This is a genomic window from Mesobacillus subterraneus (genome assembly GCF_003937825.1).
In the GTDB taxonomy this organism is placed as follows: domain Bacteria; phylum Bacillota; class Bacilli; order Bacillales; family Cytobacillaceae; genus Mesobacillus; species Mesobacillus subterraneus.
The window spans coordinates 83,456-107,376 of record NZ_RSFW01000019.1 but is presented as its reverse complement, the minus strand read 5'-3'; the positions used below and the strand labels follow the sequence as shown (position 1 = coordinate 107,376).

The 23,921-nt window shown below is 41.2% G+C and carries 32 protein-coding genes; 27 read left to right on the top strand and 5 right to left on the bottom strand.

All coding sequences use genetic code 11. The annotated features are described in order from the left end of the window. Positions 1-17: 17 nt before the first annotated feature. The 5 genes from EJA10_RS16905 to EJA10_RS16885 all read left to right on the top strand — a co-directional run bounded on the left by EJA10_RS16905 (position 18) and on the right by EJA10_RS16885 (position 3,644). Entirely contained in the window at positions 18-560 is a 543-nt protein-coding gene (locus tag EJA10_RS16905) for a GNAT family N-acetyltransferase (RefSeq protein ID WP_125481203.1), read from the top strand. A gap of 259 nt (positions 561-819) precedes the next feature. Next, a complete protein-coding gene (locus tag EJA10_RS16900) occupies positions 820-1,071 on the top strand; it encodes a hypothetical protein (RefSeq protein ID WP_125481202.1) in 252 nt (83 codons plus the stop codon). A 59-nt stretch (positions 1,072-1,130) separates the two neighbouring features. Then, positions 1,131-1,547, top strand: coding sequence for an NUDIX hydrolase (locus EJA10_RS16895; protein ID WP_125481201.1), 417 nt, complete (start codon positions 1,131-1,133; stop codon positions 1,545-1,547). A gap of 98 nt (positions 1,548-1,645) precedes the next feature. Next, complete coding sequence (locus EJA10_RS16890) at positions 1,646-1,879, top strand: group-specific protein (RefSeq protein WP_125481200.1); 234 nt, start codon at positions 1,646-1,648, stop codon at positions 1,877-1,879. A 460-nt stretch (positions 1,880-2,339) separates the two neighbouring features. After that, entirely contained in the window at positions 2,340-3,644 is a 1,305-nt protein-coding gene (locus tag EJA10_RS16885; RefSeq protein ID WP_246017831.1) for an MFS transporter, read from the top strand. Positions 3,645-3,677: 33 nt separating this feature from the next. Here EJA10_RS16885 and EJA10_RS16880 read toward each other — a convergent pair whose 3' ends face one another. Then, a complete protein-coding gene (locus EJA10_RS16880; RefSeq protein ID WP_125481199.1) occupies positions 3,678-4,175 on the bottom strand; it encodes an LURP-one-related family protein in 498 nt (165 codons plus the stop codon). A 128-nt stretch (positions 4,176-4,303) separates the two neighbouring features. On the opposite strand from EJA10_RS16880, the gene EJA10_RS16875 reads away from it, so the two are divergent. The 6 genes from EJA10_RS16875 to EJA10_RS16850 all read left to right on the top strand — a co-directional run bounded on the left by EJA10_RS16875 (position 4,304) and on the right by EJA10_RS16850 (position 8,260). Next, entirely contained in the window at positions 4,304-4,765 is a 462-nt protein-coding gene (locus tag EJA10_RS16875; protein WP_125481198.1) for a GNAT family N-acetyltransferase, read from the top strand. A 373-nt stretch (positions 4,766-5,138) separates the two neighbouring features. Further along, positions 5,139-5,714, top strand: a complete 576-nt coding sequence (locus tag EJA10_RS16870) for a glycerol-3-phosphate acyltransferase (protein ID WP_125481197.1) — start codon at positions 5,139-5,141, stop codon at positions 5,712-5,714. 69 nt (positions 5,715-5,783) lie between these two features. Further along, positions 5,784-6,068 carry a phage holin gene (locus EJA10_RS16865; protein WP_125481196.1) on the top strand — a complete coding sequence of 95 codons (285 nt, stop codon included), beginning with the start codon at positions 5,784-5,786 and terminating at the stop codon, positions 6,066-6,068. 84 nt (positions 6,069-6,152) lie between these two features. Further along, positions 6,153-6,338 carry a hypothetical protein gene (locus tag EJA10_RS16860; RefSeq protein WP_125481195.1) on the top strand — a complete coding sequence of 62 codons (186 nt, stop codon included), beginning with the start codon at positions 6,153-6,155 and terminating at the stop codon, positions 6,336-6,338. Between the two features lie 119 nt (positions 6,339-6,457). Then, positions 6,458-7,453: an NAD(P)H-dependent flavin oxidoreductase gene (locus EJA10_RS16855; RefSeq protein WP_125481194.1), complete on the top strand. Its 996-nt coding sequence runs from the start codon at positions 6,458-6,460 to the stop codon at positions 7,451-7,453. Positions 7,454-7,690: 237 nt separating this feature from the next. After that, the gene (locus EJA10_RS16850) at positions 7,691-8,260 is read left to right on the top strand and encodes an MEDS domain-containing protein (RefSeq protein WP_125481193.1); all 570 of its coding nucleotides are present in this window, start codon (positions 7,691-7,693) and stop codon (positions 8,258-8,260) included. A 117-nt stretch (positions 8,261-8,377) separates the two neighbouring features. Here the strand turns inward: EJA10_RS16850 and EJA10_RS16845 are convergent, their stop codons facing one another. After that, a complete protein-coding gene (locus EJA10_RS16845) occupies positions 8,378-9,352 on the bottom strand; it encodes a LacI family DNA-binding transcriptional regulator (protein WP_125481192.1) in 975 nt (324 codons plus the stop codon). A gap of 89 nt (positions 9,353-9,441) precedes the next feature. On the opposite strand from EJA10_RS16845, the gene EJA10_RS23475 reads away from it, so the two are divergent. The 7 genes from EJA10_RS23475 to EJA10_RS16815 all read left to right on the top strand — a co-directional run bounded on the left by EJA10_RS23475 (position 9,442) and on the right by EJA10_RS16815 (position 14,039). Beyond that, positions 9,442-9,606, top strand: a complete 165-nt coding sequence (locus EJA10_RS23475) for a hypothetical protein (protein ID WP_170169170.1) — start codon at positions 9,442-9,444, stop codon at positions 9,604-9,606. A 504-nt stretch (positions 9,607-10,110) separates the two neighbouring features. Then, positions 10,111-10,548, top strand: a complete 438-nt coding sequence (locus EJA10_RS16840; protein ID WP_246017830.1) for an aminotransferase yhxA — start codon at positions 10,111-10,113, stop codon at positions 10,546-10,548. 18 nt (positions 10,549-10,566) lie between these two features. Further along, on the top strand, positions 10,567-10,965 hold the full coding sequence (locus EJA10_RS16835) for a DUF350 domain-containing protein (RefSeq protein ID WP_125481191.1): 399 nt from the start codon (positions 10,567-10,569) through the stop codon (positions 10,963-10,965). A 15-nt stretch (positions 10,966-10,980) separates the two neighbouring features. Next, positions 10,981-11,445, top strand: coding sequence for an RNA helicase (locus EJA10_RS16830; protein ID WP_125481190.1), 465 nt, complete (start codon positions 10,981-10,983; stop codon positions 11,443-11,445). Positions 11,446-11,455: 10 nt separating this feature from the next. Continuing rightward, positions 11,456-12,700, top strand: coding sequence for a glutathionylspermidine synthase family protein (locus tag EJA10_RS16825; protein ID WP_125481189.1), 1,245 nt, complete (start codon positions 11,456-11,458; stop codon positions 12,698-12,700). Between the two features lie 3 nt (positions 12,701-12,703). Further along, positions 12,704-13,732 carry an ion channel gene (locus tag EJA10_RS16820; RefSeq protein WP_125481188.1) on the top strand — a complete coding sequence of 343 codons (1,029 nt, stop codon included), beginning with the start codon at positions 12,704-12,706 and terminating at the stop codon, positions 13,730-13,732. 106 nt (positions 13,733-13,838) lie between these two features. Next, on the top strand, positions 13,839-14,039 hold the full coding sequence (locus tag EJA10_RS16815; protein ID WP_125481187.1) for a cold-shock protein: 201 nt from the start codon (positions 13,839-13,841) through the stop codon (positions 14,037-14,039). 98 nt (positions 14,040-14,137) lie between these two features. Here the strand turns inward: EJA10_RS16815 and EJA10_RS16810 are convergent, their stop codons facing one another. Beyond that, positions 14,138-14,659, bottom strand: coding sequence for a MerR family transcriptional regulator (locus tag EJA10_RS16810; RefSeq protein ID WP_125481186.1), 522 nt, complete (start codon positions 14,657-14,659; stop codon positions 14,138-14,140). Between the two features lie 301 nt (positions 14,660-14,960). Between EJA10_RS16810 and EJA10_RS16805 the strand changes: the two genes are divergently transcribed. The 7 genes from EJA10_RS16805 to EJA10_RS16775 all read left to right on the top strand — a co-directional run bounded on the left by EJA10_RS16805 (position 14,961) and on the right by EJA10_RS16775 (position 19,298). Then, positions 14,961-15,542, top strand: coding sequence for a YdcF family protein (locus EJA10_RS16805; RefSeq protein ID WP_125481185.1), 582 nt, complete (start codon positions 14,961-14,963; stop codon positions 15,540-15,542). Between the two features lie 22 nt (positions 15,543-15,564). Beyond that, positions 15,565-16,269, top strand: a complete 705-nt coding sequence (locus tag EJA10_RS16800) for a hypothetical protein (protein WP_125481184.1) — start codon at positions 15,565-15,567, stop codon at positions 16,267-16,269. 1 nt (position 16,270) lies between these two features. Then, positions 16,271-16,477, top strand: a complete 207-nt coding sequence (locus EJA10_RS16795) for a hypothetical protein (protein WP_125481183.1) — start codon at positions 16,271-16,273, stop codon at positions 16,475-16,477. Positions 16,478-16,566: 89 nt separating this feature from the next. Then, positions 16,567-17,013, top strand: a complete 447-nt coding sequence (locus EJA10_RS16790; RefSeq protein WP_125481182.1) for a hypothetical protein — start codon at positions 16,567-16,569, stop codon at positions 17,011-17,013. A gap of 113 nt (positions 17,014-17,126) precedes the next feature. After that, positions 17,127-17,345, top strand: a complete 219-nt coding sequence (locus EJA10_RS16785; protein WP_125481181.1) for a hypothetical protein — start codon at positions 17,127-17,129, stop codon at positions 17,343-17,345. Between the two features lie 272 nt (positions 17,346-17,617). Then, entirely contained in the window at positions 17,618-18,535 is a 918-nt protein-coding gene (locus EJA10_RS16780) for a DUF1002 domain-containing protein (RefSeq protein WP_125481180.1), read from the top strand. Between the two features lie 265 nt (positions 18,536-18,800). After that, positions 18,801-19,298 (top strand): GNAT family N-acetyltransferase, encoded by a 498-nt coding sequence (locus tag EJA10_RS16775; protein ID WP_125481179.1) that lies wholly within the window; start codon positions 18,801-18,803, stop codon positions 19,296-19,298. Between the two features lie 61 nt (positions 19,299-19,359). On the opposite strand, the gene EJA10_RS16770 is transcribed toward EJA10_RS16775, so the two are convergent. Then, positions 19,360-19,917: a GNAT family N-acetyltransferase gene (locus EJA10_RS16770; RefSeq protein WP_125481178.1), complete on the bottom strand. Its 558-nt coding sequence runs from the start codon at positions 19,915-19,917 to the stop codon at positions 19,360-19,362. A gap of 652 nt (positions 19,918-20,569) precedes the next feature. Here EJA10_RS16770 and EJA10_RS16765 point away from each other — a divergent pair. Beyond that, positions 20,570-21,043, top strand: coding sequence for a GNAT family N-acetyltransferase (locus EJA10_RS16765; protein WP_125481177.1), 474 nt, complete (start codon positions 20,570-20,572; stop codon positions 21,041-21,043). A gap of 149 nt (positions 21,044-21,192) precedes the next feature. Then, positions 21,193-21,699 (top strand): hypothetical protein, encoded by a 507-nt coding sequence (locus EJA10_RS16760; protein ID WP_125481176.1) that lies wholly within the window; start codon positions 21,193-21,195, stop codon positions 21,697-21,699. 39 nt (positions 21,700-21,738) lie between these two features. On the opposite strand, the gene EJA10_RS16755 is transcribed toward EJA10_RS16760, so the two are convergent. After that, positions 21,739-23,832 carry a peptidoglycan D,D-transpeptidase FtsI family protein gene (locus EJA10_RS16755; RefSeq protein ID WP_246017829.1) on the bottom strand — a complete coding sequence of 698 codons (2,094 nt, stop codon included), beginning with the start codon at positions 23,830-23,832 and terminating at the stop codon, positions 21,739-21,741. Positions 23,833-23,921: the final 89 nt, after the last annotated feature.

The window sequence follows — 23,921 nt, the reverse complement described above, 5'->3', positions numbered from 1 at the left end:
GAGAGGGGGAGTGCAAAATGTTTTCGTTTAAAGTAGATGAAGAAATCGCAATCGAGTTGTTTCAGCAGCACCATAAGCAGGAGTTATTTCAACTGATTGACCAAAACAGGGATCATCTCCGAGAATGGCTGCTTTGGGTTGACAAAAGACAATCACCGGAGGATTTTGAACCTATTATTCCGATATGGATAAAAAATTACGCCGACAACAATGGGTTTGATGCAGGAATTCGCCATAACGGCTCACTTGTTGGAATGATTGGACTGCATTTTATCGATTGGAAAAACAAAAGTACCAGCATTGGGTATTTTTTAGCCGAAGAGGCACAGGGTAAAGGAATCATAACAAGATCTGTTAAAGCTTTGCTTGATTATTTATTCAGCGATCTGGTACTGAACAGGGTCGAAATTCAATGCGCGACCAGTAATCATCGCAGTATTGCAATTCCTGAAAAACTGGGATTCACCAAGGAGGGAATCACCAGGGAGGGACAGTGGCTATATGACCATTACGAAGACCTGGTCACCTATAGTTTTTTGAAAAAGGATTTAAAGAAATAAGACCGTGAGGAACGGCCTTCTTTTTTTGCCTCTCAAAAAAGAAGATGGCCCTTAGAGTGGAAATATCTTCGGTTATCCCTGGCATCTTTCAACTGAATTAAATTATTTACAACTTTACAATCCGGAAATATTCCTTAATCCAGTTCCGTTGTTATTTCTGCTCATGTTGGTCCCAAAAATAAATACATAAATCAAGGAACTCCCCACTCCTATCACGAATAAATTATGGATAATGCGATGGAAAGAAGGTTGATGAAAGATGGTATTCTTTCTTGTTTTCCTGATTGGTCTGGGGCTTCCCTTGTTGTTCCTCAAGCTAAAAGCGAATCTGGCGAAATGGTGGCCGTCAATCCTGTTATTGCTGGCAGCCCTGCTATTAGGATTGAAAATTGTTTTCTTTCCAGCTCAGGAAATGGCTGTGTTAGGAGAAATTGTTACCCTTTTACTGATCGGTTGCGGCTTAGCCAGTTCATTAACCTGTGCAATCATCCTTCACTATTTGAAAAAATAAAGAAGGAGAAAACAAATAGTTGACGAACTATTCATGTCTGGATTGAAGGGAGGTATTTCATGAAACGAGTCGATGTTGCTTATGCACTGATTTTAGACGAGTGTGAGAAGAAAGTGCTGATGGTCAATAATGTTGGCAGCGGATGGTCTCTTCCTGGCGGGGAAGTAGAGAAGGGGGAGACTCTGGAAGAAGGAGTAGTCCGGGAAGCCATGGAAGAAACAGGATTGTTCATAGAGCCACTATATTTATCTGCTGTTAATGAGAGATTTCGTGATGATCTTGACGTTCATGTAGTCTTCTTCACATTCAAAGTAAAGATCCTGTCTGGTGAAATTGGCATAAAAGATGAAACCGAAATTTCTGAGGTCATGTGGATTGATTTCGAAACTGCCAACCAATTGATGCCATACTACCCAAACGGTGTGGAAGCGTTGCTAAAATCAGGAGCACCATATCATTTTCAACCGATTACATAATATGAGCTTATATGATAGGGAAAAAATAAAGTATTGGGTAAAGAGAGATAGAGTCTGGTATTCTAAACCTATACAAAAACGAAGGAGGGAATTCAACAATGGGAGAATGCAAAATCGATCATAGCAAAGAGGATGTCCTGAATAAATACGAATCACAAAAGGATTACCTGCCTGAAGAGATGCATCCTTTATTCAACCAATTTTTCCAGGATGACCATACTCAGGATATTCTGAATGAAGTTTTCCATTTGCTTAAAAAGTATGATTTGGCGACTGGGGGAGAAAAGAATGAACGGAACAACAGATTAAATCTTGTATTGAAGAATGTTTAAAGAAAAAAGGAGCCAATGAGCTCCTTTTTTTAGTGTTCCTCTCATATACTTTGCTGCATTCACTTTTATATAGGCTCTTTTCGTAAACTTTGTTGCTTTAGGCCTTCAATCCTCCTGGGATTGGGGGTTTTTAGTATTACACAAAAGAATGAAAACCTTCGGACAAAATCCGGTGCAGGAGCAATGAAAATGTCCGAAGTTGATAGGACTTCGGACAAAATTCGGGGGAGGAGCAGTGAAAATGTCCGAAGTTCACGGGACTTTGGACAAAAGTCGATATTGAAACGTTAGAAAGTGTTACGGAATTACTTACATTATACGAAAAGCATCAATCTATGCAAAAACAGTCCTTATAAAAATGTTGTGACATTCCACACCTTGTATGAATTCACAGAAGATTCTTTGTTTATGATCACATGAAATTTCTATTGCCAGCAAAAACCAGAAGGAGTAAAATTAGGTGGATATTTCGAATGCCAAAATATTTAACCACCTGAAAGAAGAGGAATGTATGCAAAGTCCTTCTGAGATTACAAAGTTGAATGAAAAGAACAGCATTTTTAATGGTGTGGCTTCCACGATTGTCATGAGCATGAGCAATAACTATTTTGCGCTGTTTGCGATTGGGGTCCTTGGTGCCTCGAATTATCAAGTAGGGCTGATCAGTTCGTTGCCGCAGATTGTTGGTATGTTTGCGATGATCCTGGGAACGGCGATTATGAGCAGACTTTCGGAGAAGAAGAAATTTACTGGACGCTCCATTTTATATACGCGCCTTTTTTTAATCGGGATGTTTTTGGTTATTTATCTGCCTGTCGAATACAGAGCGTGGACTTTCGTCCTTTTGATCGGCCTGATGAACCTTCCTGGATCGTTTGCGATGCTCAGCTGGCAGTCGTTTATAGGTGACCTTGTTTCCGACAGCCGAAGAAGCGGTTTTTTCAGTGAAAGGAACCGGATTTTGACAATCGCCGGTATGATCACGACTTTGCTTATCGGGATTGCGCTGCAGTGGTTCGACAAGAGCAACCCATTGCCATACCAGATCCTGTTCATCCTCGCATTTCTTTTTGGCTTGTTGGAAGTATACTATTTAAATAGACATATAGAACCTGCGAAAAAAACGAAGGAAGAAAAAAAGGGGTTCAACTTTGGCTGGGATGCTTATAAGCATAAACCTTTCATCTATTTCCTGATTTGCGGTTTGTTCTTTAACTTTGCCTGGCAGCTGGCTTGGCCGCTTTTCAATATATACAATATCAAGTACGCACACATGACGGGTTTCTGGATCAGCATCATCACGGTGGCGAACCAGGTAGGTCAGATCATCAGCTTCAAATGGTGGGGCAGGATGGCTGATCAGCATAGCAATGCAAAAATGCTGGCAGTTGCAGCTGTTGGGATGGCTACAGCACCCTTCATGACGATTCTCTCAACCAATATGTATTATTTAACCTTTGTCAACTTCACGTCCGGCCTGTTCGTTTCCGGAACCGTGCTCCTGCTGTTCAATCAACTACTTGAAGTAACAAAGGAAGAAAACAGGGGAAGCTACATCGCACAATATAATATCCTATTAGCAATCATCGGATTTGCAGCCCCGCAAGTCGGTGTCTATTTGCTCCAGATAACTTCCATTGACACTGCTATGAATTCTGCAGCCGCTTTGAGACTGTTCAGCGGTTTTGTATTTCTGATATTCTATTTATTTATGAAAAAGCATTATTTTACAACAGGCAGCAAAGTAGCAGTTGAAAGAACATAGAAAGGAGCCAGGGTTCTGGCTCCTTTTTGTGTCTCATGCACCTGAGTTGGTTCTTTGCCGTTTATGGATGGCATTGACGCCCATGACTACTGCAATTAGCTCTTCATTTGATAGTTTGCTTGAATTATTTCTTAATCTGTATGCAGACGATTCGATGAATGAGCTGATTTTATCAAACCGGGCGACGATTTGGTCACCGTCCATGATTTCGTATACTTTCGAAAAAGCTTCTGAGTTGATGATATAACTCCCCCGGTCACTGGCATCATATTCAAATTTCTTCGAAAACAGGGAAAATTTAGCCTTTAATGAACCTATTTCTTGTCCATGCCTGTCATATACCTTCCATTTAAGACCAAACAAAGGGAACTTACCGCTGATGATGACCTCACCGTTTAAATCAAGCACATCAATAGCAGTGCCAAATATATTTTTGAGGTCCAGTTCTCCGGCCATTTCCTTTGCTTCATTATATATTTCAGTGCGTCCAACTGAAAAGAAGTTATCTCTGAAGTATAAATGCTGTTCCATTTTCATATCACCTGCCTTTAAAGATTCACCATTGATTTTAGTATATATAAAAACCAAGATCTATTTTAGAGGGATTTTCCCCGAAAGACACGAACTAATAAAAACATACATCAAAACAGGGGGATAATATGAAAATATGTGCTACAACCAATTACACAAAGATTGCACAGTTAAATAAGACGGTTCATGACATGCACGTGAACATGTATCCAGAGTGCTTTAAAGAATTTAACCAAGAAGAGATGGAGGAAGCCTTCAAAAACCTGATTGGAAATGAACGCCACACATTCATCGTTCTCGAGGACGAGGGGGAAGCCGTAGGCTATGCCTGGTACGAAATCAAGACCTATGATGAAAATGTCTTTAAGAAAGGGTATGTGTCACTATATGTCCATCAGATCAGCATTGAAAAAAGACACCAATCAAAAGGATATGGAACGTTCATCATGGAATACCTTTTTGCCGAAGCATCCAAACGAGCGATTGAGAATGTGGAGCTTGATTATTGGGTTCAAAACCATCAAGCCAGAGAATTTTATAAGAAGCATGGATTCCAACTCAGAAGAGAATTCGTTTATAAGAAACTTTAATGCTAGATGATAATAGTATATTGCTAGCAATCGCTATTTATTAGTTATCAAATTACGACAAACCTTGATATAAAGCGATTTAATTTTTCAAAGGATAACATTTTTCTCATTCAGCTGACAAATGCGCAAGGAAAATTCCAGAGGCTGCAAAGACAGTTCTATAAAGGTGAACGAAAAACATCATACATAATGGAATTTGAAAAGAACAATGGAAAAGCGAAAAATGGGCCTTTTTATTGGACAGCAAAGATGTTACAACCTGGAATTGAAAGGCGGGTTTTTAGCTTTTAATCTACAAGAATGAACAAAAGGAATTTTAAGGAATAATACAGAATAAACTTTCAATAAGATCAAAGGACAGGTTGTGTCATTATTGACTATTATCTTATATTATTTATCAGCCTACCTGATTGGAAGCCTGATGGCTGGGTATTTTGTAGTAAAGCTATTGGGAAGAAAAGATATCAGGGTGGAAGGCAGCAGGAATGTAGGTGCACGGAATGCAGGCCGTGTCCATGGGAAAGCATCTTTTGTCTTAACCTTTCTTGGCGACGCATTAAAAGGCGCTATGGTCATTTACACTGGTCAATACCTTGATTTAGTGCCAGAGCTCGTCCTGGCAGGGCTTTTTTTCGCTATTTTGGGTCATGTAAAGCCTATTACACTAGGCTTCAAGGGCGGGATGGGCATTTCCACTTTCATTGGCGGAATGCTCGCATTTGAACCAATGGCAGCAATCGTGATCATTGCTGGTTTTTTGTTGCTATACCCTCTATTAAAAAGCTTTACTTTTGCCGGATTGGGCGCATTCATAACCATTCCCTTTTTCTTGTATTTCAGAGGAGAAAGTGCTTTAAACTGCATACTGGCCGGCATTCTCGTTCTCGTTATATTGTACATCCATCGCGAAGACATTATGGAAAGATTGGGGAATAAAACAAAAAAATAAAAGGGCTGGACAAACACGAACAACCTATTCCTTCTCTTGCATATAGTAAACCATGGAGATGCAAAAAGAATGGAAGGAATGGTTAAAGTGATCAACTGGGGCGTCCGATTTAAAAATAAATCCTGGGTGATAGCATTTGTTTCACAGCTGATGATTGTTTTACAAATTATTTTGGAAGGTATGAACTTAATCGGTCTTACTTCATTCCGGTTGACTGATGAAATTCAAAATGAAATATTAATGCTCATCAATGCAATTTTCATGATTTTGTCGCTGCTCGGCATTATCCAGGATCCCACTACTAAAGGATACAAGGACAGTGAACGGGCTATGGGCTATAAGGAACCAAATTAAAAGTGGACATTTTGTTTTAATTCCGCACATTTTGAGGTAAAGGGTTGAATAGGATAATATATCCATTCGAAAGGAGCCTGAATAATGTGGAACTGGGTATGGATATTACTGATCGCTATTGGAATCCTGCTAATCATTGAAGAAATTAGCCAATTCATTTGGCGAAGATATTTGAAGGACCCAAATGAAGAGAATACCACCTTGCTTAGACGTATTACAGCTTTTGGAAAGCAAACGATCAACAAATATCGAAAGAATCCATCGCTCTAAGCCGACGGATTCTTTTTTAGTATAATTTAGCATACTTGTAGATTGAAATAATGGTTTTAATCACTTATGATAGAGTAAGATATTCTGAAAATTTAGAAACATATAAAGGAGATGGTTGCATGAATAAAATTATTCCAGAAAAATGGTGGGATCAATTAACCGTACCAGCCATTGCTGCTCCCATGTTTCTTGTGTCAGGTCCAGACCTTGTAAGCGCGTGCTGTAAAAAAGGAGTCATTGGGTCGTTCCCGGCTCCAAACGCAAGGCCGATCGAGGTCCTTGATGAATGGATGGGGAGGCTGAATGATGAACTTGCTGAAGCAAAAACAAATGAACCAGACCGGAGAATTGCCCCCTGGGCCATGAATATGGTCGTACATAGCAGCTACAGCCGCCTTGATGAAGAATTGGAGTTATTGAAAAAGCATAAGCCCCAATTGGTGATTACTTCACTGGGGAGCCCTAAAAGAGTGGTGGAAATTGTCCATGAATATGGCGGTCTTGTATTTTCCGATGTAAGTGATGTGAAATTTGCGAGAAAAGCAGCCGAGACCGGGGTAGACGGCCTTATTTTGGTAGCAAATGGGGCAGGAGGCCACGCTGGTGAACTGAACAGCTTCGCCTTTGTGGATTCTGTGAGGACTTTCTGGGATGGAATCATTGTCCTGGCAGGATCCATCACGACAGGAAAATCGATACTGGCCGCTCAGTCCGCAGGAGCCGATCTCGCATACATGGGCACAAGATTCATTGTAGCGAAGGAAAGCATGGCAAGTGATGAATACAGGCAGATGGTTGTCGAAGCCACCCAAGAGGACCTGATCTTAACTGATGCATTTTCTGGAGTTAAAGCAAATATGCTAAAACCAAGCATAGTCAGAGCTGGACTCGACCCGGAGCAGCTAACGAAAAAGGATACCGTCAACTTTGATTCCATGCAAAAAGAAACGAATGCAAAAGCCTGGAAGGACATTTGGTCAGCCGGACAGGGAGTCGGCGCGATTCAAAATGTCCAATCTGCTGCTGAAATTATCGAGCAGCTCGAAACAGAATACAAAGAAGCAGTTGATAAATTGCAGCAAATGACAAATCGACTTAACCCCACTCTTAAGTGATACCAGACACCGGCCTGAGAAAGGTCCGGTGTCTTTTCGTTTGTTTTGTGGTCCGGAGATATTTCACAAACAAAAATAAAGGGATATCTTTACCTTTTACCGTATAAATATAGAAAGGGATGCAAATGGAATCAAGTAAAATCGATAAAAGGGCCGAAGTGTGTTAGTATAAAGATTATATTTAAATATGTGAATTCATTGTTTGTTTTCCTTGAATTCAAGAGGAGACTGATAACAATGCACACAAAAATTAAAAACTTACTCGTCAATGTGAAAGATACAGGCGCCCATATTTTCTATCCATTTGAAAATGAGGAAAGGTATATTGATAATGTATTAGAATATATTAGAACAGCGCTGGAGCATAACAATCACGTGATGGTTATTGAAAATGACCGGATCATGCCAGAAATCAAAAAAAGGATCGAGGCAGAGTTCGACAAAGAACAAATTGAAATGATCCATATCATCAATAATTATGATTTCTATTGTTATCGGGGGAATTTCCATAAGGAAACGATCCTTAGCTATTTACAAAAGGTGATTGCGCCATTTATAGAGAATAATATTCCGGTCCTCACATGGGCCCATGTGGAATGGAGAGATCAGGATGAGATTTTCCAGACACTCAGTGAATATGAAAAAGAAGCAGACGAAATCCTTCAGGCGACCAATCTTATTACTATTTGCGGCTATGATTCAAACAGGGTTCCAGAATCTTTAAAAGAGACATTGCTGGAGTGCCATGATTATTATATGACTGATGACACCATAAATAAAATCGATCGAACCAGCAGAATAAACTAACCATCCGCCTGCCTATTTTGGCAGGCGTTTATTTTTGTTTCTGCACTCAATTGATGATTTTATACTGATATGCAATTTTATAGTATGGAATCAGGATATGCGGCTGTCCCGGTGGAACTACACAGACTTCCTCACAATTAATTCAAACGGAAGGACAATCTTTTCTGCATAGCCGGGATCGGCGGTTCGCTTGAGAAATGCTTGAATAGCAGAGGTGCCCAATTGTTTTGCCGGGATGTCGATCGTCGAGATTCCCATCATTTCTGAAACAGGATGGTTATCAAAGCTGCAGATCGCCAAATCATCCGGGATTGAGAATCCTCTATTAATTGCTTCCGTGATCATCCCTGCTGCCACCTGGTCGTTGCCGACTAGGAACGCACTCGGTTTGTTTGGCATGTTTTCAAAATGATGGATCACTCTCTTGCCATCTTCGAACATTAAACAATCACCAATAATCCAATCACTGTGAACTTCCTGACGGAGCATTTCCAGTTTATTCGTATAAGCCTCTTGGCGCTTCCTGCTATTTGTACCTTCCAACCTGCCAAGGCAGATGGCAATCCTTTCATGCCCCTTTGAAATCAAGAAATCGAGACCCAGGTTAAAGGCTTCTACATGCTTAATCGACACTGAAGGAAATTCTTTTTGGTCTGCATCTTCACACAGAACAATGGGACCGAAACCTTTATAGATCATGAGGTTATTGAAAGACAAAGCACGAGAGCAGAAAATCAGACCATCGATAAGGTGTCCACGCAGCTGTTCAAGTGCCTCAAGCTCTTTCTCCTGCTTATAACCCGTCTGGAACAAAACCAGCTGAATATTGCGCTGCATCGCTTCTTCGGCAATCCCGTCCAGCAGATTTGAAAAATAAGGGTGATTGATGGTTGGGAGCACGATTCCAACCATGTTCGTCTTTCCCCGCGACAAGTGGACGGCGTTTATATTACGGCTATAATCAAGCTCTTGAATCGTTTTCAAGACAATCTCCCGTTTCTCGCCACTTACATAAGGGTGATTGTTCAATACCCTTGAGACAGTTGAAACGGAAACACCTGCCAAACGGGCAATTTCTCGTATATTAGCCATAGCGACAACCTCACTGAAAAAAAATTCTTGACCTGAAACGCGTTCCACAATTTATTGTAACTGTAACATAGCACAAAGGAGTGGTAATAATGCTTTCAGGGATCCTCATGCTTGCTGGTTTATGTGTTTTTGAAATCATTTTAGCAAAAATCGCACTCGGAAGTAGTGAGATTTTAGATTTTAACTTCCAGGAATTTTATGAGTGGCACGATGCAAATGGCACAAAAGTAAGAGACCAGGACCGCAGCCTGTAAACGGCAGCGGTTTTTTCTTTCACGCTACTTCGAGGTGATGCTGTTTCGGAGCATCGCTAAGGAGACCTATCCATTTATTAAGTTGGTCGATATATTCGCCGATGTGGTCGATATATTGAAAAATCCGCGGTGATAGTTAAAAATTGGGAGGATATATTCGAAAAAGCCCTAATATACCTAAAGATGTGTACAAAAAACATTACGAAACTCAACAAAATGCTGAATTGAAGTACACTAACGCACCATTTTACCTATCATCTCAGAATATTACCATCAAAAACAACAAAAACAACGATCTCCAACATCAACCTGCTGCATTAACACACGATATCCTGAAAAACAGTAGAACCGTCCCTGTGTTTTTGGAGGAAAGTGCTCGTGAATAGCGAATACTATGGAATGTGGGTTATCATACAGGGAGCTGTTTTGAAACTTTTTCCTGGGGGTTACGTAGATACTAAAGTCAGTTTAAGTACTGAGTTAATGTTAAGTGAGGTGATTTCGATGAGCAAAACTAAAAAAGTGATGGCTGGGATTTCGGCGACGGCGTTGTTGATGGGGCTTGCAGCTTGTAACAACCAGTCTATGCCTGATAGAGAATGGGAGCAGGATGGAGCCGGTTCGGATGGGGAGGATTGGACTGCTGGTGAAGGCCAGGATATTCCTCCGGTGCCTGAGGGGACCAATTGCAGTGACTGGGAGTGGGACGCAGAAGATGGCGTCTGGGAATGCGATGATACCAATTCCCCGTATTTCGGGCATTACTTCTTCGGTGGAATGTTTTTCGCGAACCGTTCTTTGTTATATAAAAGCAATGATTATATGAATTATAAAAAGAGCCCCGCTTTCAAAGGAGCAAGGCTGGACAGCAATTACAAAAACACTTCGCCTAGAGGGAGCAGCGGATTCGGCAGTGGATCCAGAAGCACCACTGGCGGTTAAAAGGAGAGAGAAACAAAGATGAACCTTTATGTAAACTTTGCTGCTTATTTAGGGCTTGGCCTGCTGCTGCTGATAGCAGGTGTGGGATTATTCGTCCTGGCTACACCGAAAATCAAGGAGTTTGAACTGATCGCGAAGAGGAACATCACCGCCGCGCTCTCACTTGGAGGCAAGATGATTGGATTAGCCATTGTCCTTGGAGCTGCCGCGGAATATTCGGTATCCCTGCTTGATATGGCAATCTGGGGTTCGATTGGTATTTTGACACAGATTATCGTGTTTTTCATCGCGGAAGTGGTCACTGTTCGCTATAGTCTGCAACAGGCAATTGAAGAAGATAACCGCTCTGTTGGGGTCATCCTGTTCTCGCTGTCCCTGGCAGTAGGCTGGATTGTTGCTAAAAGCCTGTCGTACTAGGAGGACCAAACGCTTATGAAAAAGCTTACTTATTTCATCCATGATGGCAAAGGGAACTACGAGCCATTTTATGAATATACGATTCCCCAGGTCGGTTTGGATGAATTTTATGCCCGTCAGCTTTGCACTTATTTCATTGTCAAAGGAAGCCAATATGAATTGATCTCCAATGAAATGGACGGGGATGAAGAAATTCTTGTCCTCGAAGATCGAGGCAGAAACCATTCCGTACTTGATGAAAAGAACTACCGTGGATTGGGAATCCATGTCGAGTTCCGCAGATACCAGGAGAGAGAAAATTACAAACTTTTAACCGCTGTTCCGTGCAGCACACATCTCGATGTTATTCGGTACTTACTGAAGGACGTCACCGAAATACCAGGATTTGGGCAAATGGCGGTAACTTCTACCGAAATCGATGAAGATCGCGGCGTGTATGTTGTTTATGTGAAAAATCTTGATGAACCGAACATGGAATAGGAGGTATTCCATGGAGAACTATTCAGAGAAAAGAAAAAGATTTTACAGCAATATCAAAAATTTCTGGCCGGACTTATACGGGGAAGAATATGCCTTATATGATGCTGCTTCCATAGGTCAAGAGGAAGCAGAAATGATCAGGATTGCGACCCGGAAAGCCGGCCATATTTTTTTCAAGGTCTGTGAAGTGCTGAGAAACGCAGATAACCAAACACTGATTGAGATGGGGTTTCCAGCTGAAACCCTCGATTTTTTACGTATTAAAGCCATGAAACCTGAAAGTGTCATTGCAAGACTTGATCTGATCAAGTCAAAAAATACATATAAATGTATCGAAATAAACTCAGATACCCCAACATTCATAAAAGAGTTATTTTATGTCAATCGCATGGTCGCGGCAGATTTTGGATTAGGCGATCCCAATGCAGGAATGGAAAGCCATCTCGCCCTCTCTATCCGCAAAAGCATAGCCGATACAGCTGACTGGCTTGGCGAGATAGAACCATACGTAGTTTATACAGCTCACGACGATAATATCGAGGATAAGAACACCGTCTTATACTTGCGTGAACTGTATGGTTTGCCTTCACGATTTGTTCCGCTGCACCTGCTGAGAATTGAGCCTGGGGTAGGACTCTTTGATGAAAAAGGAAGGAAAGTTGACATCCTGTACCGCCAGACTTTTCCTATTGAAAGCATGATTCTTGATGAAAATGGGGCAGGCAATAAAATAGGCTTGTGGCTGCTCCAGCTAGTGAGGGACAAGAAGCTGGCGCTGCTCAATCCACCTTCAGCTTTTCTGCTGCAGAATAAAGCCGTCCAGGCGGTGATCTGGGGGCTGCATGAGAACGGTGACCCCTTTTTCAGCGAGGAAGAACACAGCTGGATAGAAAGATACTTTCTGCCAACCTATTTGGAACCAGTTCCTTTTATTAAGAAGAAAATTCAGTACGTAAAAAAACCAGTATTCGGCAGGGAAGGCGACACGGTGCAAATCTTCGGTTCCGACGGGAAACTGCTGATCGAAGAAGTACATAAGACATATACAGACGTCCCTTCGATCTACCAGGAATGTGTGCAGCTTCCCCGTGCTGTATACCTCTCCGAAAAAGGAAAACAGGAGGGGCATATACTGACCGGGAGTTTTCTCGTGAACGGGATGCCATCTGCATTTGGATTCCGTGCAGGCGGGGAAATCACAAACAATCTTTCCTGTTTTTTGCCTGTGGGTTTGAGTAAAGAGAGAGGAGGCTAATACATGTGGATTTTGCAAAGATTATTTTCAAAGTTAATGAAAATCAGCCTCTGGAAAATTGTCCTGATCGTTGTTTCGGTTATTTTACTCAGCAGCCTGATTATTAAAACGTTAGAGCCTGAGACTTTTCCAAGATATCTTGATGCAGTATGGTGGACGATGACTACTGTGGTTACCGTTGGCTACGGGGATTACTCGCCAAGCAGCGATCTTGGGCGGATTTTTACCATGCTATTGCTATACACCATCGGTATTGGAGCGATGGGGATTATTATTGGCAAGATTTTCGAGGGCTTGACTGCATACAAAAAAATGAAGGAGGAAGGAAAGTTGGCATACAAGGGCAAAAACCATTATATTCTTATCGGATCCTCCCGGGACAAGCTGCAAAATGTTGTGGATGAAATTTTGCATTCCAATAAGACGTGTGACATCGTCATTATCGATCATAGTAATGAATCACCTGTCCAGCATGACCGCATCCACTTTGTGAGCGGCAATCCAGCCGAAGAGGAAATCTTGTTGCAGGCGAATATCCTCGAATCTCAATCGGTCGCAGTCTTTACCGATGACAAGATTGAATTGCCCGAATACGCGGATGGGAAGACACTGCTGATTGTTTCAAGAGTCGAACACATTTCCAAACAATACACTAAAAACATTTACACCATCGCAGAAATCATGAAAGAGAAGCACATTGCTCTTTTCGAGCACGCAAATGTTGATGAATTCATCCTTTCAAATGAATCAGTATCCAAACTGATGGCCCAGGCTGCCATATATCCGGGATCAAGCAGGCTTTTCAAGCAGCTGCTCAGCAATACAGAAGGCGAAAATTTGTATGAAATCAAAAAGAAACCCCATTGGACTACTTACAAGGAGGCAGCCATGGAACTCTTTGACTTAGGTGCAACACTTATATCAGATGGGCATTCGTTAGACGTTGCAAGGAAGCATAATGCCAGGATTCCAGAGGATGCAAAATTGTTTGTTATATGCGATGAAGATACCTTCAAAAAAATCAGCAGCTGATTCTTGGTTAAATTTTTCTAATTGGAGTTTAAAATTTTGTACAAGGGATATAATAAGCACGCAAGGTTAAATTGCAATTTTTTTAAATCGCTAGGAGGCAACAATTGTGGAACATGGTAAGGTAAAATGGTTTAACAGTGAAAAAGGCTTTGGATTTATCGAGCGTGAAGGTGGCGAAGATGTATTCGTACATTTCTCAGCAATCCAGGGCGAAGGGTACAAATCTTTAGATGAAGGACAAGAAGTTACTTTTGAAGTTGAACAAGGTCAGCGTGGCCCGCAAGCGACAAATGTACAGAAAGCCTAACTAAGGATTCCTGAAACAGACTCACACTAGTTGAGTCTGTTTTTTTGTATTGATTTTACGGAAATGAGGCAAAAAAAAACACATCATGGATGTGCAAGTCAAAATCCAAAAAAGGAACTGATCATATTCCTCTTTTTAAATTTCCGCAAAGATGCAACTGCCGGTAGAGATGGTTCATCTTTCTTTATCAACTCTTTTTCCTTTTGTGCCGCAGCCTCTTGCATACTGGAAATGATTTCATTCAGCCTGGTGATTTCATTTTGCAGATCTTCAATTTCCCTCCGGTGCTGCAGAAGCTGATAAGACACGACCTCATCTGCTTTTCCCGCAAGCTTTTTTTCCATTTCATCCAGCCTCGAGGAAATCTTATCCAGGGTTCCATCAGGCACGACAGTTGTTGCCGTTGCCTTTCTAGTTTTCCTTCCTTTGATTTTCAAATCCTGCAGCAGAATTCCATTATTCAGCTGTTCCTGGATATCTCTTAAAATCCCGATGCTTTCATCAGAGTATTGGTAATGTCCCAACTCTGTCCGCTCCATTTGAAGGTTGGCCTGCTTCACCCAACGTTGGATCGTGCTTGGTGATACTCCAAGCAACTTTGCAACTGCGTTAGTATTCATCCTGATCCCTCCTTAGTACTTAAAGGTTTTCGCCATCCTGCAAGATTATCCTTTTACTATGACAAAACTAGTTCCCATTCGGCAAAGAAAGCGAAGAAGCAACAACGTTTTTGAATCATCGGTCATATTACAAAAAATCATCGAATTATGACATAACTGCATGAAAAAGTTAAGGGAAAAGCCTGATGCCAGCTGGTAAAAGAGCATTCAGTTAAATAAGTCAAAAAAGTTCAAAAAAACCGAAACACTTATTGGTAAACGATGGTAAAATTAGATTATTCCTTCGAAAGGTGATCCAATCATGAAACAAAAAAAAGTAGTTAGAAAGTTTCTTCTCCTGGGGATTTTATTCTCTGTCATTTATGTCGGTTTTCTGCATTATCAGATCAGTCATCATGCCAGGCTGGATGCCCCAGATCACGCAGATTATATGATCGTGCTTGGCGCGCGTGTCAAAGGGACCGTTCCTTCATTGGCACTCCAATTCAGAATTGACCATGCGGCTGCCTATTTAAAGGAAAATCCGAATACCATCGTGATTGCCTCTGGCGGCAGGGGACCGGGCGAGGATATATCAGAAGCTGAATCCATCAAAAGGGAATTAATGGACCATGGGATAGAAGAATCAAGAATCCTGCTTGAAGACAAGTCAACGGACACGTACGAAAATATCCGTTTTTCAAAAGAACTAATACCAGAAGATGCAGCGACAGGATTAGTGGTAACGAACGACTTCCATATTTATCGCGCAAAGATGATTGCCCGCAAGGAAGGTCTCGATTTAAGTGGGTTAGCGGCAAAGACGCCAATCCAGGCGGTGTTCAAATCATTTACAAGAGAGTATCTCGCTTTGACGAAATACTATCTTAAAACTGCTTTTTAATCCTTCATTAAGGAGTAATGAAATGAATGTTATTGAGTTGCTTTCATCGATTTTATCCTGGAGCGCCATTATTTTCGCGGCAAGATGGGTTTATCGGAGCCAGAATCTAAAGCCGAACGTATGGAAAATGACCGTAGTCGTTATCCTGGGTTTATTCTCATTTTCTATCAATCTGCCATATATGGACCAGCAGGTAAAACTAGCCATCCTTCCTCTTGGTGTATGGATTTTGTATGCTGTCTTATCCAAAAAGAATGAAGGGAGCAGCTGGCTCAGGTACCGCAGGTTTGCGTGGCTGGGCTTTTTGGCAAATTATCTGTTTCTAACAATTTCCTTGATTAATCCGATCATTCATTCAGCGATTTATCCGAAAGATGACTTATCAACTTATATTTCGGATGCAGGAGAAGCCAAGCTCCTGATCACCCATCCGTCAGGTAATGAGAAAAAACTGGACTTTACTTCGCTGAATAAACAAATAAGAAATGCTAAAAATGAGCCTATTTATAGTGACCTCTGGTACAACGAAGTTTTTGAGAGCGGGGAAGAGGAGACCATGATTGACGAAAGATTCCCGTACCAGTTAACAGGCGCAAAACCCAAATGGGGCAGCGGGCTCCAAACTGTCATCTATATTGAACAGGATGGAAAGGGATTCTTAATCTCAACACCTCAGCAGCAATTGTATTTCCGATCAGCGACTTCTTTTCTGAAGGAGGGTGAGTAAATTGTCGAAAAAACGCCTTCTCCTTGCATCAGGGGCATCCATTATGTTAGCGCTCTTCATTTATTGGTTCTACTTTGCTCCTCCTGCACCGTTTCTTGAGAAGCAAGAAGCCAGGGATCAAATGATGGACTCATTCCCTACAGCAAATATAAAAGAAATTCAGGATATCGTCTTCTGGATTCGAAGCATGTCTACGTTCCATTTATAACAGCCGATGAGGCGCACGGTTTTAGTTTTTGGAAATGGCAAAAACACAAATGGGAATTTATTGGAATTGATACAGGATCCATGGTCCTCATGTGGAAGACCAATCAGAAAGACCCATCCAGCCATTATTTAATGTGGAATTTTCACCCGGATAATAACCTGGATTATCTCTCCTTTTACTTTCTGAAGGAAAGAGGATACTCCATTACCGAAGACATGCATCATTATCAGCCTGAAATCCAAATGGATTTCAGGCAGCAGCTTAGTGGAGAACAAACATATGGTTTCACTAAGCTGCCAGAAGAATGGACTGATAATATCAAAGCGGAAAACAATTTGATGGCATCTGCCATTCCGGATCGTTTTTTTTCAGAGTTTTTCCTGCCACCTCAGTATTATATTGGCTGGCGCTCCAAGAGCCATGACGGAAATGACGATGTACCTCCTTTTCCAAGGAATAGGAATGGCTTTGGGAGCGGTGATGGCTCCATTGAGTTTGTTAGATTTATCGACAGGCAGGAACTATATCAGAAATGAGAGATCGAACTGGATTAAATAATATGGCTCCTTTCAAGGAGTCTTCTTTAGATTGAAACCTTTTTATAAAAACATTCGTACATATATATGTACTTTCTAAAAGGCGGGGAAACATGGACAATTGGCTGTTTATTTTTATTGCTAACCTGTTGGGAGGAATCTTTGTATTTTATTTATTAAGTTTTTTGTTTTCTGGCTTCAATATTGATTCGTCTTTCTTTATCGGAATCTTCCTATTCATCCAGCTGAGTTTCATCACGACCCTCATATTCCATTTGATGCATCGTGTCAATCAGCTTGAAAAGGAAGCGAGAAAAAGAGAGGCCCAATGAATCACAGAATGAAATAAGATTGATTCATTGCTTATTAAAATTTGAAAAGAGTTTGATATCAGGAAACGATAAATCTATTTGTTCTTCTGTTTAAAGGTACAAGCATAGAATGAAACAAAACATGTATTCTGACCAGTATGTTTGCGGACATACCATTTTGAAAGTGCCATTACCCAAGAAAAAAAACAAATTATAGTTTGTAAATTTTGATTAAGCAGGGAAAAGGGTAATGTAGAGTTACAATTTCATTTTTTACAAAAGGAGAAACAACCATGAGCTTGAAACAAATTTTCAAATCAGCAGTAACCTGTCTTTTGGCAATCGCGATTGTCTCATCAGCATTTCCGGCATTTGCCTCGAAAGATAATGATGACGACGTTATTAATGAAAAGTACGGCCTTCCGATCGTCGTCTATGGAGAAGCACTTTCAGAGAAGCAAAAGCAGGAAGTGAGAGATTTATTGGGAGTCAATGATCCAGCAAAAGTGAAGGAAATTATCGTAACAGGGAAGGACCTTGTTACTTATATCGATGGTGATGAGCATTCAAATATGTATTCTTCCGCCAAAATAACCAGGAAAGATACTGGTGAAGGACTGGTGGTGAATCAAGTCACGCCACAGAATATCACGGAAGTAACCGATGAAATGTATGCCAACGCCTTATTGACTGCCGGGATCGAGGACGCAGTTGTTGATGTTGCTTCTCCAGTGAAGGTTACAGGTCATTCTGCACTAGTCGGGATTTATAAGGCGTATGATGAAGGGGAAGGTACAGCTCTTGATAAGGACCGCACTGAAGTGGCCAACCAGGAATTGAATCTTGCTACCAAACTCGCAAAAAAAGAAGGATTGGACCAAGATAAAGTCAGTGAACTTTTAACCGAGATCAAAAAGGAAATCGCCGAGCAAAACCCTGCAACGAAGGAAGACATCGAGAAAATCATTGATGATAAATTGAAAACGCTCGAAATCCAGCTCAGCCCTGAAGACAGGCAGCTTTTGATTGACCTTTTTAATAAAATGCGCGATCTGAACATCAATTTTGACAATGTAAAATCACAGTTGGAAACCTTATCGAATGATATTCAGAAGCGTATAGAGGAAGCAGTAGGAGACAAAGGATTCCTGCAGTCTGTTTCGAACTTTTTCAAAGACCTGATTGAAAGCATTAAAAATATTTTTTCCTGAACAGAGGATTTCTCCTCTGTTTTTTCATGGTTAAGTATTTATAAAGTTAGTGAGTTGTAGATAACTCCATTTTTTTCAAATCCAGCCCCAGCGCCCAGCCCCTCGAGTCGCTTCAGTCCGCCCAATAAAGTCAAAAAACGACTTCACCGGTCGGCCCCCCATCGCTTGTCGGGGCTGAACGAGGCGGTTGCGCTTTTTGTTCTTTAAACTGCTTAATATTGAGATATAATAATAGAATAATATTTGGTAATCGAGGTGGGAAGCGATGTTGATTCGTGTGGCAATAGAGCGGGATGCAGAAAAAGTAGCTAAGCTGATCCAAGACGTTGAAAATAGCTCAAGATATATGTTATTCGGGCCAGGGGAGAGGCCGTATAATCCAAATACAATAAAGAAGATGATTCAAGCTTTAAGCGAAGAAGACAATTCAAATCTCTTTCTTGCTGAGGCAGGAGAAAAACTGGCTGGCTATTTGATCGCCCGCGGCGGGAGCGCGCCCCGCAACAAGCATACAGCTTATCTCGTGATTGGAATCCTGGAGAACTGGCGCGGAAACGGTATTGGCACGAAACTTTTTGAAAGACTTCTTTCCTGGGCAAGCGATACTGGTATCCATAGACTTGAATTGACAGTTGTGACCGAAAACCTGACTGGTCTTGGTTTATATAAAAAAATGGGCTTTGAAATCGAAGGTAGCAAAAAAGATTCATTGTTGATTGATGGCAAATATGTCAATGAATTTTATATGTCCCGAATTTTATAATCCTTACCCAAGGAAAAAAGCAGCACAATGTGATGATGTGCTGCTTTTGCATGTAGGACTCTTAATGATTCGCTTCCCATTCTTCTCTCAGCAATCCCATCTTTATGGAATCATAATATTTACCGTTATAAAGCCGGCATTTTCGGATCCGGCCCTCTTCGACCATCCCTAGCTTTTTCCCTACAGTCAGCATTCTGGCATTTCCGGACCATGTCGTGAAGCCAATCCTCGGGATAGGGAAGGTGTCAAATAAATGCTGGATCCAGACTTTAAGTGCATCTGTTCCGCAGCCTCCGTTCCAATATTCCGGGAGATAGATCACAGCACCGATTTCAAGCCACTGGGAGGACTCATGCTCCCAATAATATGTCACCATGCCGATTACTTCATGGTTGACTTTAATAAGGTATTTCCTGTCATATCCCTGGTGAATCAGATTCGTCATCTGCTCTTTGAACTTATCGTATTCCACACGCCTGAGGGGAAAGTAGGGTGCATCCCATTTCTTCCATTCCGGATGCTCATCATTATAGATCAGACTCCACCATGTTTCCAAATCCTCTTCCTTGATTTTACACAAGTGTACCTGTTCGCCTGCTAGTATGTCAGGTGATTGCATTTTCCGTACCTCCCTAATGTGAATGAGGCTAGAATCTTATGCTTAAATAAATTCTCTCTCATTCTATTATTTCCTGCATTTGAACAAAAATACAACGAATTGACAAATTGCAAGAACAAAAAGCGTAAGCGTCTTGGTCAGCCCCGACAGGCATAAGACGAACCGCGAGGAGGCAGCTCCCCAGCCACCACAGTGGGGCTGCTTGTGCCCCGAGGGGCTAGACGTTGTAGCTGGATTAGGAAAAATAAGAATACTTATCCACAAATTTATTATTTATAATTTTCTGGACAAAGAAAAAGAGACGCTGTCAACAGCGTCTCTTAGTTCATTGCTTCGTCATCTATAAATCCATTTTCATTAACTGCGAAGAAATTGAGTCCAGCGGCGATTGCGAAAGCTCCACCTAGTAATGCAAATGTAGTAATCATTATGTAATCGCTCCTGTCATTAATTGTTTTTGTTTTGTTACTTCTAGTATTCCCGAATAGTAAACTATTAAACATGTTATTACGAAAAAATGACAAAAATATTATTTAATAATTAGCTTTCGTAAAATAAGAGAAAATTCAAATTACTAATCAAAAAAAGGAATTTACTACTGGCAGGATGAATGTAATTAACGGATGAACCAGGTTTGACAGGAGTGAGTAGAATGAAATTAAAAAGTAAGAAGATGACCGAGGAAAAGGCCAGTAAGATTTTAAGTTGGAAATATGAACAGCCTTACGATTTATATAACAATGACTTCAATGAAGAGAGTATGAAAGAACTTATGGAAAGTAATTACTGGGCGATTGAAGATAAAGCTGGAGCACTAATCGGTTTTTATTGCTCGGGCATGTCTGCTCAAGTTCCAGCTGGAAACAGGATAGGCGCTTATTCCGAACAAGCAATCGATGTCGGAATTGGCATGAATCCCAGGTTAACAGGGAAAGGCCACGGACGATTGTTCTTTTCTTTTGTACTGCACGAGCTGGGTAAGATCAATCCAAATCCAATATTTAGGCTGTCTGTTGCTTTATTTAATAAGAGAGCAATTAGATTATACTCAAATATGGGGTTTCAACAAGTATCGGAATTCAAAACAGATGCAGGAATCGATTTTATCACTATGGTAAAGCGATGACAATTCACCGCACCTTAGCTTTTTAACAAGTGGGGACTTTTTTACCAAATCTTTCACAAATTATTTGTAAATGGATGATAATCCTCTTATAATGAAAAAGCTGTGTGAAATTTTCATGCAAGCGATATAGAGAGTAAGGGGAGATTTAGATGAAAAAGATTTGGATTTTACTTTCAGCAATCCTTTTGACGATCAGTCTGACTGCTTGTTCTTCTGACAGTAAACAGGAATCAGCTCCAGAAAAGACAGAAACGGAAGAGGCAGCTAAGCCAGCCGTAAATCCTAAAAGTGTAATGTATAAATTCTACATGAACATCGTCAATACGATTAACGCTTCTGATGCAGAACTTAATGCCTATGAAGGAGCAGAAGAGCCTACAGCAGAAGAGAAAGCAGCTGCAAGCACATCGGCTGCAAAGGTAGCTGAAGAGTTAAAGAAACTTGAAGTGCCAGAAGAACTTAAGGACCAGAAGGCAGACCTTGAAGCTGCAGTTCAGGATTTGGCAGATTCATACAACGTGAAAGCTGAAGAACTGAAGAAGGATGCACCTTCATTTGAGGCAGCAGACGAGAAATTCGCCCAGGGTGAAGAAAAAATTGGGACTGCATTTGAAAGCATTGAAATGAAGAGGCCTTCACTTGCAAAAGAATTGTAAAATCAGCGAAAAAGCTGTGCCAGTGGGGCACAGCTTTTTTTATTCACTCACTTCTTGTTCATCTTCTTCAGTTTCCGTTGTTTGATTTTTCAAATTGAAGTAGGTATCCATTACGGCACGGCCAATCTTTTTGTTGGCTCCATGATCCACGCTGCCCTGGTAGGCCCAGGGAACCATGACTGCCATCGCGATTTCAGGTTTTCGTGATGGGGCATAACCGACAAGGCTTAGATTCATGGTATCCATCATAGGGTCACCTTTCTTCCGAAGTGGACCATCGTAAAACGCTTCCGCTGTCCCAGTTTTGCCAGCAGGTGAATATGGAGCATTGCCGAAGTAGCGGTAGGCAGTTCCTCCTGGTTCTTGCATGACCTTTTCAAAACCGCTATGGACTCGATCAAGCCATTGTTGGTCCATGCCAATTTCATTTAGAACATTGGGAGGGAAGGATGTATAAACCTGGCCGAGTTCCTCAGTATTTGTTGCCGGTTCGCGGATTTCCTTCACAAGCCTCGGCTGCATTCTGTAGCCATTGTTGGCGATGGTTGATATATATTGGGCCAGCTGCATATTTGAATAGGTATCATACTGGCCAATGACTAAATCGAGGACTTTACCAACAGGATAATTGACACCTTTTGCGCCTGTCTGTTCATTTGGCAGGTCTATTCCTGTCCTGACCCCTAGTCCAAAAGAGGCGAAAGAGGAACGAATCGTATCCCATACATTTGAGTTAAGATTGAGAGGTTGCTGATATCGATAGACACCTTTCCCAATTTTTATGGCAGTATGAAACATATAAACGTTCGAAGAAACTTTCAATGCTTGTATGTCATTTAGAACGCCCAAATAACTGTAGGACTTTTTTATAGGTGTTCCCTTGATATCTAAAGCTCGATCATCAAACCTAGTATAGGAATTAATCGCTCCAGTCTTATACCCCGTCAACACAGTTGCGCCCTTAACGACTGAGCCGACATTGAATGTATTCAGTATATTTCCCAGCGCGTCGTCTTCTAAATACAATTTATTTGTTTCTTGATCCCTGACAATCCTCTTGCCTGCCATTGCCAGAACCTCACCGGTATTCGGATCCATCAATACAACATAGGCCCGGTCAAGCAAACCAGTTCCCGGGGAACTTTTGGCAGCCCACAATTCTTTCTCGATGATTTTCTCGACAGCAATCTGCAGATCCATGTCAATACTCAGGATTAAATCTTTACCCCTGCTGCCTTCTGAAACAAGTTCTTTTTCCAAAAGTTCTCCCGCTTTATCCGTTACATTGACAACTTTTTCTTTTTTCCCCTGCAGGACATCTTCATATTCCAGTTCAAGGTTACTTTTACCTACCCGATCATTGCGATTATAGCCCCGGGACATAAAGTAGTCGATTCTTTCAGCAGGGAGGCCCTCACTGCTGGTCGTAATTCTGCCTAACACAGGTCTGAATGTATCCTCAAACATATATTGACGATCCCAATCCATCGTTGCATTTACACCCGGAAGTTTATCGAGGTTTTCATTGACAATCGCGAATTCTTCCAGAGTAACACCCTCATTTTTGATAATTTGGGGAGTGAATTTATATCCACTGTTCATAATCCTGAATATGGCCAACTCTTCAATATCCTGCTGTGATAACTGTTTAAGATGATTGTCTGTAATTCTTTTCAGCTGCAGCTTGTACAAATCTTTGTTGCCTGTTTTTTTCTTACTATAGAGTTCCAACTCTTCTTCGCTAATCAATTTCTTTGCCTCATCGGGATACTTGATAATCCAGAAATCTTTTTTATCTCTTTCCCGTACTTTGTCCGTTTTTTGGTCGATGATCTGGGCGAGCCTGGCGGCTACCTTGAGCATTTCCTCCTGTGTAGCACCTTCATTTGTATATGTAATAGCGTTCAGCGGCTTATTGTCGACAATAACTTTATAATTGCGGTCAAGCATTTTTCCGCGGGGAACAGGGTTATTGACAGTCACATCCTCTTTTCTGTTAATCTCACGCTTGTAATCTTCACCATGGACGATCTGGACAATCCCGAGACGGAGAACCAGAAGCGAAAAGAGTACAAATACAGTAAAGAAAAGGATATTTACCCTTAATGGAGTTGAATTCTTCTTTTTAGGCAAGCATCTCACATCCTATGAAATTATGATTATAATAAAACCATCTATTACCATAAGTGTACGTAACCTTTACCTAATCTGTAAAGGTTTTC